Below are 16136 nucleotides of genomic sequence, written 5' to 3' on the forward strand. Positions count from 1 at the left end.
TGTGCGGTAGCGGATATCTTTACGACGCGGATGACGTCGGGTGATAGGTCGACCGTTGTGCGCGTGAGAGCGGTATCGGCCCGGACCCGGGCCCGGGTGGGTCTTGGGCTGTTGTAAGCCGGTGATATCGGCGGTGCCATCGGTACCTGCGGTACATGTGCTGTGCGGCTCGGCAGGCGTAGTGTTCGGCCCAGGTGATTTCCGCAGGTAGGCGTAGCGGCGGGCCGGTGGCCCGGACTACGCGTGGATCGGTGTCGTGCGCTGTTCCTGTCGGAGCCGACTGGACAACGCAGGAGGCGCGATCGAGGTGAGGTACCAGGAAACGGAACCGGATCTTCCGCTGTCGGCTGCCCAATTGCGCTGGTGGGTGGCGCAGCAGCTGTACCCGGATATTCCGAACACCGTGGCGATGTACCTGGACCTGTGCGGCCCGCTCGAGGTCGAGTTGATGCGCGACTGCGGCCGCCGCGCCGCCAGGGAGATCGAATCACCCTGTGTCCGAGTGGTTTCGGTGGATGGCGCGCCACGGCAGCAGGTGCTCGCGGACGCGGACCTCGAGTTCACCGTTCGCGACCTCGCCGGCCGTCCGGATCCGGTGGCCGAGGCGCTCAGGGGGATGGAGGAAGACCATTTCACACCGCTCGATCCGCGGATCGACGCGCTCACCGTCGCGATCCTGTACCGGGTGGCCCCCGACCGGCACCTGCTGTATCTGCGCAGTCACCATCTGGTTCTCGACGGAATGGGTGCCGTCGCGCTGCTGCGCCGCACCGGTGAGCTCTACCGGGCGGCGGTCACCGGCGCCGAGCCGGAGGGGCCCGGCGGACTGGACACCGCGGGGTTGCTCGCCGCGGAAGTGGCCTATCGCCGGTCGGCACGGGTCGCCGCCGACCGGGAGTACTGGTTGTCCGCACTGTCCGGTCTGGCCGAGCCGCTGGGGCTGGCCGGGCACCGCGCGGCGCCCCGGACGCGACCCCATCGCGTCTCGGCGCTGCTGGAACCGCGGACAGCTGGCTCGATCGCGGTGGCCCGCACCCGGCACGGCGCCACCTTCGGGGAACTGCTGATCGCGGCGTTCACCTGCTATTTCTCCCGGCTCACGGGGAACAACGATCCCGTCGTGGCGCTGCCGGTACCGGCGCGCACCACCGCCGTCTTGCGCCGCTCCGGGGGGTCGGTGGCGAATGTGGTGCCATTGCGGCTGACCGATATCGCGCGGGGGACCGTCGGTGCCGCGCTCACCGAGGTCCGGGCGAAAGTCCTTGCGGCGCTGCGCCATCAGCGGTATCCGTACGAGGATATTCAGCGTGACCGCGGCGACGGCCGGGTGGAACGCGGCGGGTTCGGGCCGGCGATCAATGTGCTCGGGTTCGTGGAACCGATGCGGCTGGGCCCGCTCACCGGGCACGCGCAGCTGCTGTCGTCGGGTCCGGTGGAGGATCTGCTGGTCAACGTCTACCAGTTGGGGCCCGACGAGCGCACCATCAGTATCGACTTCCACGGCAACCCCGCCCGGTACAGCGCCGCGACCCTCGCCTGGTACCACCGGGGATTCCTGGCCTACCTCGATAGTTTCCTCACCGCCGCACCCGGCGACCTCGTCGCACGCCTCGAGGTGCCCGCGAACGCGACGGGTTCCGTGGCCGGACTGCCCGAAAGTCCGCGCGGGCAGGGCCTCCGCGAAGGAGAGCCGTCGGCAGCCCGGACGTTGCTGCCGGAGCTCCTGCGCGCAGGGATGCGTTCGGTGCACCCGGATGCGGTGGCGATCAGCGATGCGACCCGGTCTTTGACGTATCGGCAGTTGGACGACCTGTCCCGCGGCTGGGCCCGGAAATTGACCGAATGCGGTGCGGGTCCGGGTGTGCCGGTCGCGGTGGTGATACCGCGCTCGATCGAATCGGTGCTCGCGATCTGGGCGGTGGCCACCTCGGGTGCCTACTTCGTGCCGATCGATCCCGCGGATCCACCGGATCGAATCGCGACGGTGCTGACAGCCGGTCGAATTCGATGGGGGCTCACTGTTGCGGGGGCGCGGCCGGCGCTGTCCGGAGCCGATGGGGTCCGAGTCGCCGGCGCCGGGAACGGAGAAGTCGCCGGGCGGATGCGTTGGCTGGAGCTGGACGGTGCTGCCGCTGCGGGCTCGAACGGTTCCGGCGCGGCGGGGCGGTCGGTCTCGGGAGAGCGTTATGAGCCGGTCGTTCGCCCGCGTGAATCGCGTGACGCCGCAGTCGATGCCGGAAGCTACCGGGGTGAACGGGCGGTGTTCGGACCGGGGCCGGACGGCGTGCCCGGAGCGGACAGCGGCGGCTGCGACGGGAGATCCGGCCCGGACTCGGGGGTGTGGCTGCGGGAAGTGGATGCCGGGGAAGGGAAAGCCGGGAAGAGGCGGGTTCCCTGGGCAGACCTGCGTCCGGATCACCCCGCGTACCTGATCCATACGTCGGGTACCACCGGTACGCCGAAGGGTGTGGTCGTCGGTCACCGGGGGCTGGGCATGCTCGCCGAGTACGTTGTCGAGCATTACGGAGTGCGACCGGATTCGGTTGTCCTGCACGCACATTCTCCTGCCTTCGACGCTCACCTGCTGGAGTTGCTCGCTGCGTTCGCGGCCGGGGCGCGGCTGGTCGTCGCCCCGCCCGGGACGGCTGCGGGTGGACAGCTGGCCGACTTGATTCGGTCGGCCGGTATCACCCATTTGCTCAGCACTCCCGCCGTGCTCGGCACGCTCGACCCGGGCGAGCTGCCGAGCCTGCGGGTCGTGGTGACCGGTGGTGAGACGCCGTCCGCCGAACTGGTGCGCCGCTGGGCGCCGCGGATGCGTTTGTGCAACGGCTACGGTCCGACCGAGGCGACCGTGATGACAATGCAGAGTGATCCGCTGCCACCGGACGATCCGGTCCTGGTCGGACCCGTCCTGCCCGGTGTTCGCGCGCGGCTGCTGGACCGGCGGCTGCAGGCCGTACCGGTAGGCGGCCGAGGCGAACTGTATGTGGGCGGTCCCGGGGTGGCGCTCGGTTATCTGCACGACCCGGTTGCCACTGCCGCCCGGTTCGTCGCCGATCCGGCGGGTACCGGGCAACGGCTGTACCGGACGGGGGATCTGCTGCGTGCCGGCCCCGGTGGCTACGAATACCTCGGCCGGGTCGACCGGCAGCTCACGGTGCACGGCCGCCGGGTCGAACCCGGTGAGATCGAATCGGCGCTGACCGCCTGTCCCGAGATCGCCCAGGCAGTGGTCACTGTTGCGGGCGGACCCGGATCGGGCGCCCGCCTGGTCGGTTATGTCGTCGTCGCGGCAGACCACCGGTTCGATCCGGTGGTCACGCTGCGCCGGCTGCGCGATGTGCTGCCGGCCGCGCTGGTACCGGCAGTGGTGATCGAGATCGATCGGATTCCATTGACCGCCAACGGAAAACTCGACCGCGCCCGGCTTCCCGAACCGGTGCTGCCACGTGCCTATCGCGCTCCGGAGACGGACCTGCAGCGGCTCGTCGCGGAACGAATCGGCCGCACGGTCGCCCGTACGGATATCGGCCTGGACGACGATTTCTTCGCATTGGGCGGGAATTCGCTGCTGGGCGTGGCCCTTTCGGCCGACCTCGCCGAGGTGACCGGCGTGCCGGTCACCGTGCGCTGGTTGTTCACCGCCCCGACGGTCGCGGATCTGGCCGACCGTATCGCGGGCTACCGGGTATCCGCTACCTCGGCGGCACCCTCCGGGCAGGGCCCGGCAGTATCCGGAGGCGACGGGACACCTGCAGGTCCCTGGGCGGGCCCCGGCGCCGGTGAAGCTGTGGGATCCGGGCTGAATGGGGACACTGGTGGATCGGATCCGCCGGTAACCGGACCCGCGACCGACGGCGGGCCCGAGGCGACGACGGAGGGTCTGGAGATCCTGCTCCCGTTGCGCCGCGGCGGTTCCCGGCCGCCGCTCTTCTGCTTCCATTCCGCTGTGCCGCTGGCCTGGTGCTACACGGGACTTTCCCGCTGGGTCGAGGACCGTCCGGTCTACGGCGTCCAGTCGCCGGTGCTCACCTCCGGCGAACCGGACATCACCACGGCCGATGCTCTCGCCGATCGCTATGTACGGGAGATCCTGGGTGTCCAGCCCGAGGGCTCCTACCATCTGCTCGGCTGGTCGCTCGGTGGCCAGCTCGCCCACGCCGTCGCGGTGCGGTTGCGTGATCTCGGTCGTCCGGTCGCTCTGCTGGCGATGCTCGACAGCGTCGTCTTCCCGGAGGATTCCCCGCCGCCGCCCCGGCCGCGGATGCGGGATCTGCTGACCCATCTGCTCGGCGACGAACCCGATGCGGATCAGGTCGGGCGGGCTCCGGAACTCACCGCCACCGCGGCGGCCGCACAGCTGGCGGCCGCGGGCGCCACCCTGGGGGCCGGTTTGACCGCGGGCCAACTGGACCGGCTGCATCGCGCCTATATCTCCGGGGTCGAGATATCCGCCCGCTACCGGCCGCGAGTGTTCGACGGTGACCTGCTGTACTTCTCGGCGACCCGCGGTGAGACCGAACTGCTCGACGTGCGGCTCTGGCGCCCGTATATCGCTGGTGAGCTGATCGAACATCCGGTGGACGCCGCGCACGGGCAGCTGACCAACCCCGATATCGCCGCGGTGATCGGCCCGATTCTGGCCCGGCATCTGGCGCGGCTCGCGGAACCGGTGGTAGACCGATGATGCGATTCTGCGATATCTCCGCCTTCGCTGCGGCCTCCGCCGACCGAACGCCCCGGCTTCGAAGGAGCACCCATGATGCGATATCTCCGCCTTCGCTGCGGCCTCCGCCGACCGAACGCCCCCGCTTCCAGGGAGTTTCTACGACTGGGTGCCGCGCTATGACTCCGACGGTGTCCGGGTGGAGGCCGCCCCCGGTGGCGGCCGAAGTGCCGCTGCCTGCGCATGTGGGCCCGCGCACGGGTTTTTTGTGGCGGGATGTCTACGAAGACCCGGCGCGGTGGTCCCGCGATTTTCCCGACGCCGAGGTGCTCACGCACTGGATCGCCGACTATCTCGTGCATCCGCACCCCGAGCTCGGCCGGGAGGGCCCGGTATGCCCGTTCGTCCGGCAGACGACGGCGCGGCACGCCCTGTGGACGGCTGTGGTTCCCGGCGGTGACGATCTCACCGCCGCGGAATTATCGGACGTGGTGCGCGATGCGCACGAGCTCTACAACCACCTGCGGGCGAGTGGAACCGACGCCCGGTCGCTGGCATCGGTGACCGTCTTCCCCGGCCTCACCCGGTATGACCGGATCGACGCCGTGCACCGCCGGCACAAGACCGACCTGGTACGCGACGGCCTGATGCTCGGCCAGTTCTATCCGGGATGCGCTGTGCCGGGCCTGTGGAATGCCGCCTTCCATCCGCTGGACGCACCGCTGCCGATGCTGGTGATCCGCCCCATGATGACCACCGACTATCCGTTCCTGGTCGCGCGCACCGACTGGTTGTACGCGTATTTCAGCAAGGTCGCGCCGCAGCTGCCGCGGGCGCTGCGGTGGTCGGTCGCCGAGCGGATGCGGGTGCCGGAAGCGGAGGCCGGGGCGATCACCGCGTTGCGCGTGCATGCCCGGGACGAACAGGCCGGATGACTTGCGCTCCGGCCGGTGATTTGCCGCCGGACCGGGTGTGCATCGTGGTAGAACCACGGCATGTACCGGCTGCAGCGTTGCCTGGTTTACCTGTTCACGCTGTGTTTCGCGCTGATACCGGCCGGAGCCGCGGCGGGGCCGGCCGCCGCGGCGGGGCCGGCCCGGATCCTGGATGTGCGCCCGCTCGGTGGCCGGCAGTTCGAAGTGGTCGTGCATTCCGCCGCGATGGATAAACCGATCACCTTGTGGATGTCCCATCCGGGTTCCGGCGCTCCGGCGCTGTACCTGCTCAACGCCGTCGACGGCGGCGAGGACGGGGGTCCGTGGATGCGGCGGACCGATGTGGTGGAGTTCTTCGCCGATAAACCGGTGAACGTGATCGTGCCGATGGGCGGCCGGGCCAGCTATTACACCGATTGGCTCGCCGACGATCCGGTACTGGGCCGCAGCAAATGGGAAACCTTCCTCACCCGCGAACTGCCGCCGCTGCTGGACGCCAGGTTCGGGATGACCGGCCGCAATGCGGTGGCCGGGCTGTCGATGTCGGCGACTTCGGCGCTGAATCTGGCGATCCGCGCCCCCGGTCTGTACCGGGCCGCCGGCGCATACAGCGGCTGCACCCGGACCAGCGATCCGATGGCCCGCGCGATCGTGTACTCGCAGCTGGCCCTGTTCGGGGCGAACGCGACCAATATGTGGGGCGGCCCCGGCCATCCCGCCTGGCTCGACCACGATCCGATGCTGCACCTGGAGCGCTTGCGGGGGACGGCGCTCTACCTCTCCGCCGGTAGCGGCGCCCCGGGACAGCACGAGGTGCTGAACGCGCGCGGAATCGACGGTGACCCGCTGCGGCTGGCCGACCGGGTACTCGTCGGCGGCGCCATGGAATCCGTCGTCAACAGCTGCACCGGCCCGATGGTCGCCGCGCTGGCCGCCCGGCAGATCCCGGCGACCGTCCACCTCCATCCGGGCACCCATGCCTGGTCCTACTGGCAGGACGATCTGCACCGGTCCTGGCCGGTCTTCGCGGGCGCGCTCGGAGTCTGATCCCGCTGGGAGCCGGACCGGATCAGACCCGGTACCAGACGAACGGCGCGTCGCGGGTCGGGCCGTACCGGTCGATCTGATCGAAGAGCCAGGCGGCGGGTTCCACTACCGCGCTGTGGCCGTTCGCCTCGTCGTAGGCCACCAGGATGCCGACGAAGGCGGCGTGCCCGTCGGCGGTCTGCCGGTAGACGACCGCGCCGGAATCGCCGCCCTCCGAGCCGAGTTCCTTGGTTGTGTAGAGGTATTTCTCCGCGGTTTCGGTGATCGTTCCGCAACTCCAGCCGGTGGTCGCGCCGAGTTTGCAGACCTTCTGCCCCTTGCGGGGCTTCATATCCACGGAGGACAAGCCGAAGCTTCCCATGGTGGCGGCCACCCCGATCCCTTCGTACAGCCGGATCAACCCGAACCCGAAGGTGAGGCCCTTGTCCGGCCGGTGGAATTCGTACCAGCCGATCGGATTGCCGTCCTTGTCGGTGACGACTCCGTCGCGGTAGCAGTGCCCGGCGGTGACCGCGTACCGCGCCGAGCCGACCGACCCGGTGAGCCCGACAGTGCACCGGCTGACCGCCGTTTTCTTGCCCTGGATCTCGGTTCGCACGACCTCCATACCGGGATATACCGTGACGGCCGGGGCGGCATCGGCCCGGGCGGGTGCCAGCACCGCACCGGTGGCGAGCGCCGTACCGACGAGCAGCATGGTCGCCGCGAGCGCGGATATGGTTCGAGTGGGAAAGCTCCGGCCCCGGGACACCGGCGCAGGTCTGACCATGGTGCACCTCGACGCTGTTCGGGCGACCGCCGGTGGCAGTCGGATCGGGCAGCAATCGTAGGCGAATCGCTTCCGGGAACACGGTGATCGGCTTCCCGCTGTGTGGAAGTGCCGGGTCGCCCTGAGTGAGTGCGGAGTGATGCGCGCCACTGCGTGCCGGCCCGATCCGGACGCCACAATATGTAAACAAATGTAAACCACTGGAGAAGCGGTGATTTCCGAAGCTTCACCGCTCCGGCCCGCGAGCGCTTCCGAGGTGGCCCACCTTCCGCGTTCCGCACCGTTTTCCCAGGTGACCTTCTCTCGCCGCCACATCCGGCGGTGTGCCGTAGTGACCACCAGATTGCGGTGACCTCACAGCTCACCACCTGCTCATTTTCGATGTGAGAAGACCGTTTGGCCTGGTCCGGCGCCGTCCTTACAGTCAAGACATTCAGCCCGATTTCACCGCTCGAGAATAGGGGGCGTCGTGGTTGTTTCACGTACTCCAGGCACGTCGCGCACCACTGCGGACACCCGTTCCGGAGACCCGGGCGCCGGCGACGCACTCCTGCGGCTGGGGAAATACTTCCAGCGCGGTGAGGTCTCCGACGATCACCGCACCGTGCACAAGGTCGGCGGGCGCAGTGCCGACGAGTTCTACCGCGACCGCTGGTCCCACGACAAGGTGGTGCGTTCGACCCACGGGGTGAACTGCACCGGCTCGTGTTCCTGGAAGATCTACGTGAAAGACGGCGTGATCACCTGGGAATCGCAGCAGACCGACTATCCGTCGGTGGGGTCGGACAAACCCGAGTACGAACCCCGCGGTTGCCCGCGCGGCGCGTCCTTCTCCTGGTACACCTACTCGCCGGCCCGGGTCCGGTATCCGTATGTCCGGTCCACGCTGCTGGAGATGTACCGGGAGGCCAAGCAGAAACTCAAGGACCCGGTACTGGCCTGGGCCGATATCGTCGAGGATCCGGAACGCGCCCGGAAGTACAAGGCGGCCCGCGGTAAGGGCGGGTTCGTTCGCGCGGAATGGTGGGAGGCCGCCGAGATCGCGGCCGCGGCCCATGTGCACACCATCAAGCAGTACGGCCCGGACCGGGTTGCGGGTTTCTCCCCGATTCCGGCGATGTCCATGGTCAGTCATGCGGTCGGGGCCCGGTTCATCTCGCTGCTCGGCGGGTCGATGCTGTCCTTCTACGACTGGTACGCCGACCTCCCGGTGGCGTCGCCGCAGGTGTTCGGCGATCAGACCGATGTTCCGGAATCGGCGGACTGGTTCGACGCCGGATATCTGATCATGTGGGGTTCCAACGTCCCGGTGACCCGCACCCCGGACGCCCACTACATGACCGAGGCCCGCTATCGCGGCCAGAAGGTCGTGGTGGTGTCGCCGGATTACGCCGACAACACCAAGTTCGCCGACGAATGGGTGGCCGCCCGGCCGGGGACCGATGCCGCGCTGGCCATGGCCATGGGTCACGTTGTGCTGCGGGAGTTCTTCGTCGACCGGAGTACGCCGCGGTTCCTCGACTATGTCCGCAAGTACACCGACCTGCCGTTCCTGATCACAGTGGAGGAAGGCCCGGACGGGGTCGCGGTGCCGGGGAAATTCCTCACCTCCGCCGACCTGGGCAACGAGGACGAGGGCGCGGAATTCCGGACCGTGCTGCTGGACTCCGACGGGGCGCCGGTGGTGCCGAACGGATCGTTGGGGGATCGGTTCGGCGAGAACGGCACCGGGCGCTGGAATCTGGATCTCGGGGGCGTCGAGCCGCTCCTGACGCTGTACGGCCGTACCGATGATGCTGCGGCCGTACAGTTCCCCCGGTTCGATACCGACACCCCGGGCGTGCTGACGCGTGGTGTGCCGACCACGGTGGTCGCCGGGAAGCGGGTCACCACGGTCTTCGATCTGCTGCTGGCGCAGTACGCCGTGGGCCGCCCGGGCCTGCCCGGTACCTGGCCCACCGGCTACGACGACGCCACCGAGCCGTACACACCCGCCTGGCAAGAGGCCATCACCGGCGTCCCCGCTGTTCAAGCCCGGCGGATCGCGCGGGAGTTCGCCGATAACGCCGAGCGATCCGGCGGCCGGTCGATGATCCTGATGGGCGCCGGGACCAACCACTGGTTCCACTCCGACGAGATCTACCGCTCCTTCTTCACCCTGACCCTGCTCACGGGCTGCCAGGGTGTGAACGGTGGCGGCTGGGCACACTATGTGGGCCAGGAGAAATGCCGCCCGGTAACCGGATGGTCGACCCTCGCCTTCGGACTGGACTGGCAGCGTCCGCCGCGGCAGATGCAGGGCACGATCTTCTGGTACCTCACCAACGACCAGTGGCGCTACGACCCGTTCACCGCCGACGCCTTCTCCTCGCCCCTGGGCAGCGGCAAGTTCGCGGGCCGCACGGCCGCCGACAATATCGCGCTGGCGACCCGGCTGGGCTGGATGCCGTCATACCCGACCTTCGATCGCAATCCCCTGGACCTGGCCGACGAGGCCGAAGCCGCCGGACGCTCGGCGGCCGACCATGTGGTCGACGGGCTGAAATCCGGCGATCTGCGTTTCGCCTGCGAGGATCCCGACGCCCCGGAGAACTTCCCCCGGGTGCTGACGGTGTGGCGGGCCAACCTGCTCGGCTCCTCCGGCAAGGGCAACGAATACTTCCACCGGCATCTGCTCGGCGCGGACTCCAATCTGCAGACCGACGACACCACCGGGATCCGGCCCGAGGAACTCGTCTGGCGCGACGAAGCCGCCACCGGCAAACTGGATCTGCTGCTGTCGCTGGACTTCCGGATGACCAGCACCACGCTGTTCTCCGATATCGTGCTCCCGGCCGCCACCTGGTACGAGAAACACGATCTGTCCTCGACGGATATGCACCCGTTCGTGCACGCCTTCACCCCGGCCATCTCGCCGCCGTGGGAGGCGAAAACCGATTTCGAGGCGTTCCACCGGATCGCCCGCGGATTCTCCTGGCTCGCCGAGAAACATCTCGGCGTGCGCAAGGACATCGTCGCGGTACCGCTACAGCACGATTCGCCCGACGCCATGGCCCAGGCCGGTGGCCGGGTGCTGGACTGGAAAGCCGGGGAGTGCGAACCGATCCCGGGTAAGACCATGCCGAAACTGGTGGTCGTCGAACGGGACTACCCGAAAATCGCGGAGAAGATGGCCGCGCTGGGTCCGCTGGTCGATTCGCTCGGCGTCACCACGAAGGGGGTCACCACCCATCCCGGCGCCGAGGTCGACTATCTCGCGGGGATGAACGGGACCATCGTGTCCGGGGTGGCGCAGGGCCGGCCGTCACTGGCCAAGGACAGCCATGCCGCCGAAGCGATCCTGGCGCTGTCGGGTACAACCAACGGTCGCCTGGCGGTGGAGGGTTTCCATGCCCTCGAACGCCGGACCGGTACCGAACTGGCCGATCTGGCCGCCGAACACGAGGGCAAGCGGATCACGTTCGCCGACACCCAGGCCCGGCCGGTTCCGGTGATCACCTCGCCGGAATGGTCGGGCAGCGAAACCGGCGGCCGCCGCTATTCGCCGTTCACCATCAACACCGAACGGCTCAAACCGTGGCATACGCTCACCGGCCGCCAGCATTTCTACCTGGACCACGACTGGATGATCGAGCTCGGCGAACAGCTGCCGACCTTCCGTCCGCCGCTGGATATGACCGCCCTGTTCGCGGAACCGGGGGTCGGCGAGGTGAGCGATCACGGCGTCACCGTCCGCTATCTGACCCCGCATTCCAAATGGTCGATCCACTCCGCCTACCAGGACAACCTGCACATGCTGACCCTTTCGCGGGGTGGGCAGACGATCTGGATGTCGGAGAAGGACGCCGCGAAAATCGGGGTCGCCGACAACGACTGGATCGAGGCGATCAACCGTAACGGGGTGGTGGTGGCCCGCGCCATCGTCTCGCACCGGATGCCCGAGGGCACCGTGTTCATGTACCACGCGCAGGACCGGGCGGTGGATGTCCCGCGGATCGAGGGAACCGCGGGAGACGGCGCCGCCTTCAAGGGCAAGGGCAAACGCGGCGGTATCCACAATGCGCTGACCCGGATCATGATCAAACCCACGCATCTCATCGGCGGCTACGCCCAGCAGTCGTTCGCCCTGAACTACCACGGCCCCACCGGTAACCAGCGCGACGAGGTCACCACCATCCGCCGCCGCAGCCAGAAGGTGGAGTACTGACATGGGCGGGTCAGGCGCGGAGGAGGCAGCGCAGTGTTACCACGTAGCGCCCCCGATCATGTCGAAAGGACGCTGACATGGACCCTTCCGTTGGACCACCACGGCGACAACTGATTTCGTGCGGTCCGGGTAACTCGCCGGGTACGCCCGAAATCGTTTCCGGTACTCAACCGCAGGCACGCGTACCCGACTGTCGACGACTCGGAGCCGCGCGCAAAATTCCCGGAGAGGCGGTCCAGCTATGCGTGTGATGGCGCAAATGGCCATGGTCATGAATCTGGACAAATGCATCGGCTGCCACACCTGCTCGGTCACCTGTAAACAGGCCTGGACCAATCGCGGTGGTACCGAATATGTCTGGTTCAACAATGTGGAAACCCGGCCCGGCCAGGGTTATCCGCGGCAGTACCAGGATCAGGAGAAATGGAAGGGCGGCTGGACGCTCAACAAGCGCGGCAAGCTCACCCTGAAGTCGGGGTCGCGGTTGAAGCGGCTGCTCAATATCTTCGCCAACCCGGACCTGCCGACCATCGAGGACTATTACGAGCCCTGGAGCTACGAATACGACAATCTGCTGTCCTCCCCGGCCATCGACACCACCCCGGTGGCCCGGCCGAAATCGCTGATCACCGGTGACGATACGAAGGTCACCTGGGGTGCGAACTGGGACGACGATCTGGGTTCCGGGCCGGAGCAGGTCGGCAAGGATCCGCTGCTGGCCCGGGTCTCCGAGCAGGTCAAGCTCGAATTCGAAGAGACCTTCATGTTCTACCTGCCGCGCATCTGCGAGCACTGCCTGAACCCGTCGTGTGCGGCGTCCTGTCCGTCCGGCGCGATCTACAAACGCTCCGAGGACGGCATCGTCCTGGTGGACCAGGACAAATGCCGCGGCTGGCGGCAGTGCATGACCGGCTGCCCGTACAAGAAGATCTATTTCAACCACAAAACCGGCAAAGCCGAGAAATGCACGTTCTGCTATCCGCGTGTGGAGGTCGGCATTCCCACCGTGTGCTCGGAAACCTGCGTCGGCCGGCTGCGCTATATCGGCGTCATGCTCTACGACGCGGACGCGGTCCTCGAGGCGGCCTCGGTCACCGAAGACAAAGATCTGTATCCGAGTCAGCTCGGGGTCTTCTTGAACCCGCACGACCCGCGCGTGGTCGCCGAGGCGGAACGCGCCGGGATCTCGCCGGAATGGATTCAGGCCGCGCAGGATTCGCCGGTATACAAGCTCATCGTCGACTACCAGATCGCACTGCCGCTGCATCCGGAATACCGCACCATGCCGATGGTCTGGTATGTGCCGCCGCTGTCGCCGGTGGTGGATGTCCTGTCCGGAACCGGGCACGACGGCGAAGACCACGCGAACCTCTTCGGCGCCATCGACGCATTGCGGATTCCGGTGGAGTACCTGGCCGAACTCTTCACCGCCGGTGATGTGGGCCCGGTGCGGGCAGCGTTGCAGCGACTTGCCGGTATGCGTGCGTTCATGCGGTCGGTCAACCTCGGTCAGGAACCGGACCCGGCGATCGCGCCCTCGGTGCGGCTGGAACCGGAGGAGATCGAGGCCATGTACCGGCTGCTCGCCATCGCGAAATACGAGCACCGCTATGTGATCCCCACCGGCGCCGGCGCCCGGGCCCACGAACTGGATTCGCTCGCCACGGGTTGCAGCCTCGACAACGACGGTGGTCCGGGAATGACCGCCTTCGATCAGATGGTGGAGAAGTTCCATCTCACCGATTCCAACGATGCTGCGCCGGAAGAGAAAGCAGGCCGGATCAACCTGCTCAACTGGGACGGGAAGAGTACCGAGGGACTGATTCCGGTCGGCGCGAACGGATCGGCCGGGGTGGCGGCGAACGGACACGGGGCAAACGGTTCCGGATCGAACGGGCGCAGCAATGGACGTTCCGGTAGTAACGGACACGCCGCCGGGGGATCGAACGGTAACAGCGGCAACGGGTTTCCCGTCGACGCACATATGAGTCAGGGCGCCGGAACGACCGGTAACGGTTCCGTGACGGGCAACGGCGATACCGCGCCGCAGCCGGAGCCTTCGGAGGCCGGTCGGTGACGTACACGATCAGCTGCGAGCGGAGTACCCGATGGCCCTCCTGAAACTCCGCCGCCGCCCCGAACCCACCGTCGCGATGAGCGAACGGGACCGCCGGCTCGTCTGGCGCACCGCCGCCCTGCTGCTCGACTATCCCGCCGCCGCCACGATCACCATGCTCGACCAGGTCACCGAGGCGGTGGGGGAACTGCCGGAACCGGTCCGCACCCACCTGTCGGACTTCTGTGACCACCTGCGCAACACCCCGCAGCTGGACCTGGCCGCGCACTACGTCGAAACCTTCGATATGCGCCGCCGCGCCAGCCTGCACCTCACGTTCTATGCCTACGGTGACACCCGCAAACGCGGTATGGCGCTGCTGCGGTTCAAGCACGCCTACCGGCACGCCGGCGTGGAACTCGGCGACAGCGAACTCCCCGATCACCTGCCGGTACTGCTGGAATTCGCCGCTACCGTCGACCCGATCGGCGGCGAACGCCTGCTCGGCGAACACGTCCCGGTGATAGAGCTGCTCCGACTGTCGCTGTCCGACGCCGGCTCACCCTATGCCGGACTCCTGGCCGCCGTCGTGGCGACGCTGGCCCCGCCGACCACCGCGGACCGGCGCAAGATCGCCGAACTCGCCGCGCAGGGCCCGCCCGAGGAAGAGGTCGGCCTGGAACCCTTCGCCATGGACCCGACGATGCCGGACCGATCGGAAGGCCGCCGATGATGCGATACCTCCGCATGCACTCCGCCGCCCGCGGACCACATGAACCTGCTCCGAGGAGGGCGCATTGACTACGTTCTTGTGGATGAGCCTGCCCTATGTGGCATTCACGTCCTTCGTGCTGGGCCATATCTGGCGCTACCGCAACGACCAGTTCGGCTGGACCACCCGCTCTTCGCAGATCTACGAATCCCGCCTGCTCCGGATGGGCAGTCCGCTGTTCCACTTCGGCATGCTCGGGGTGTTCTTCGGTCATGTGCTGGGAGTGCTGATCCCCGAATCCTGGACCGAGGCCGTCGGTATCAGCGAACACGTCTACCACCTGGTGTCGGTGAGCGCGGGCTCGGTGGCCGGTCTCATGGTGATCGCCGGCATCGGCATTCTGCTCTACCGCCGCTTCACTGTCCCCGCCGTCCGCAAAGCAACCACCACCAACGATAAGTTTATGTACTTCCTACTCGCCGGCGCCCTGCTCACCGGCATGCTGAACACCATGGGCAGCAACCTCCTCTGGGGCACCTACAACTACCGCGAAACGGTCTCCCCGTGGTTCCGCAGCCTGTTCACCCTCAGCCCGCAACCCGAACTGATGGTCGGCACCCCCTGGACCTTCCAAGCCCACGGCCTGTTCGTCCTCGCCCTGATAGCGGTCTGGCCCTACACCCGCCTGGTGCACATGTTCTCGGCCCCCGTCGGCTACCTGGTCCGCCCCTACGTCGTCTACCGCAGCAAGGAAATCGCGGGCCCCGACAAACGCCGCTACGCCCGCGCCTGGGAAGCCCCGGTCACCCCGGAACGCTGGCACTGAGCAAGACGCCGGTGCAGGGGGCTGCTCGGACAAGAACGGGTTCAGCTGCTCAGTCGGCGGTAATTCGAGACCTGTCTTCTGACATCAAGCATCTTGACATCAGAATTCAGAGGCATCATGATGTCTCTATGCGGACCACCCTGACCATCGACGACGACGTGACCGAGTTGATCGAGGCCGCCAGCCGCCGTCAGCACGTCTCGCGGAAGCAGATAATCAATGATGCACTTCGGCGTGCCCTGAAACCGCGGGTGACCCCGGGGGAACCGTACCGACTGACTCCACACGAATCGGCCCTGCGCCCAGGGTTCGATCCGTCGAGGCTCAATCAGTTGGCCGACGAAATGGAGGACGAGGCGATCATCGAGAACTCACGGCGTACTTCGTGATAATCCCTGACGTCAACCTCCTACTCTATGCGGTGGTCTCCGGCTTCCCGCAGCATGCGCGCGCCCGTGGGTGGCTGGAGGAGACACTCAATAGCCCGACCCGGGTAGGGCTGACCCAACCAGCCCTCTTCGGCTTTCTGCGGATCAGTACCAGCGGACGTGTGCTCGAGTCCCCGTTGCCGGTCGCGGATGCTGTCGGGTACCTCGACAGCTGGCTGGCGCAGCCGAATGTCGACCTCCTGGTCCCGGGGCCGAGTCATCTGCGAATCGCCCTGAATCTACTGATCGAGATCGGTACGGCAGGGAATCTGACAACGGATGCCCAGATCGCGGCCTACGCAATCGAGAATCAGGGTGAAATCCACTCCAACGACACAGATTTCGGCAGATTCACCGGTGTGAAGTGGGTAAATCCGCTTCGGTAGTAGCGCATGCGCCCGGTGAGATCGTGGGCGCGGCGACCCTGGTGGGGTTGTACGAGGCGCTCACACTGCGATACCTATCGGGTGACCAGTTGAACTGGTCC

At 67.3% G+C, this 16136-nt stretch carries 10 protein-coding genes; 9 read left to right on the forward strand and 1 reads right to left on the reverse strand.

Going from position 1 to position 16136, the window contains the following annotated elements; genetic code table 11:
• Nucleotides 1-307 precede the first annotated feature (307 nt).
• From ACIA75_RS30425 to ACIA75_RS30435, 3 genes are all read left to right on the forward strand, one after another.
• Nucleotides 308-4690 carry an AMP-binding protein gene (locus tag ACIA75_RS30425; protein ID WP_397110086.1) on the forward strand — a complete coding sequence of 1461 codons (4383 nt, stop codon included), beginning with the start codon at nucleotides 308-310 and terminating at the stop codon, nucleotides 4688-4690.
• 194 nt (nucleotides 4691-4884) lie between these two features.
• Nucleotides 4885-5604 (forward strand): DUF6875 domain-containing protein, encoded by a 720-nt coding sequence (locus ACIA75_RS30430; protein ID WP_397110088.1) that lies wholly within the window; start codon nucleotides 4885-4887, stop codon nucleotides 5602-5604.
• Between the two features lie 60 nt (nucleotides 5605-5664).
• Nucleotides 5665-6651 carry an alpha/beta hydrolase gene (locus ACIA75_RS30435; RefSeq protein ID WP_397110090.1) on the forward strand — a complete coding sequence of 329 codons (987 nt, stop codon included), beginning with the start codon at nucleotides 5665-5667 and terminating at the stop codon, nucleotides 6649-6651.
• Nucleotides 6652-6673: 22 nt separating this feature from the next.
• Here the strand turns inward: ACIA75_RS30435 and ACIA75_RS30440 are convergent, their stop codons facing one another.
• Nucleotides 6674-7420 carry a hypothetical protein gene (locus ACIA75_RS30440; protein WP_397110092.1) on the reverse strand — a complete coding sequence of 249 codons (747 nt, stop codon included), beginning with the start codon at nucleotides 7418-7420 and terminating at the stop codon, nucleotides 6674-6676.
• Between the two features lie 469 nt (nucleotides 7421-7889).
• Between ACIA75_RS30440 and ACIA75_RS30445 the strand changes: the two genes are divergently transcribed.
• The 6 genes from ACIA75_RS30445 to ACIA75_RS30470 all read left to right on the forward strand — a co-directional run bounded on the left by ACIA75_RS30445 (nucleotide 7890) and on the right by ACIA75_RS30470 (nucleotide 16035).
• Nucleotides 7890-11627, forward strand: coding sequence for a nitrate reductase subunit alpha (locus tag ACIA75_RS30445; protein ID WP_397110094.1), 3738 nt, complete (start codon nucleotides 7890-7892; stop codon nucleotides 11625-11627).
• A 241-nt stretch (nucleotides 11628-11868) separates the two neighbouring features.
• On the forward strand, nucleotides 11869-13704 hold the full coding sequence (narH, locus tag ACIA75_RS30450; protein ID WP_397110096.1) for a nitrate reductase subunit beta: 1836 nt from the start codon (nucleotides 11869-11871) through the stop codon (nucleotides 13702-13704).
• A 31-nt stretch (nucleotides 13705-13735) separates the two neighbouring features.
• Nucleotides 13736-14416 (forward strand): nitrate reductase molybdenum cofactor assembly chaperone, encoded by a 681-nt coding sequence (gene narJ / locus ACIA75_RS30455; RefSeq protein WP_397110098.1) that lies wholly within the window; start codon nucleotides 13736-13738, stop codon nucleotides 14414-14416.
• 64 nt (nucleotides 14417-14480) lie between these two features.
• A complete protein-coding gene (gene narI / locus ACIA75_RS30460) occupies nucleotides 14481-15221 on the forward strand; it encodes a respiratory nitrate reductase subunit gamma (RefSeq protein WP_397110100.1) in 741 nt (246 codons plus the stop codon).
• A 128-nt stretch (nucleotides 15222-15349) separates the two neighbouring features.
• Nucleotides 15350-15610: a CopG family transcriptional regulator gene (locus ACIA75_RS30465; protein WP_397110102.1), complete on the forward strand. Its 261-nt coding sequence runs from the start codon at nucleotides 15350-15352 to the stop codon at nucleotides 15608-15610.
• Nucleotides 15607-16035, forward strand: coding sequence for a type II toxin-antitoxin system VapC family toxin (locus ACIA75_RS30470; RefSeq protein ID WP_397110104.1), 429 nt, complete (start codon nucleotides 15607-15609; stop codon nucleotides 16033-16035). The genes ACIA75_RS30465 and ACIA75_RS30470 overlap by 4 nt, the downstream gene beginning before the upstream one ends.
• Nucleotides 16036-16136: the final 101 nt, after the last annotated feature.

Origin of the sequence: Nocardia sp. NPDC051750 (assembly GCF_044453135.1) — a bacterium.
Taxonomy (GTDB): Bacteria; Actinomycetota; Actinomycetes; order Mycobacteriales; family Mycobacteriaceae; genus Nocardia.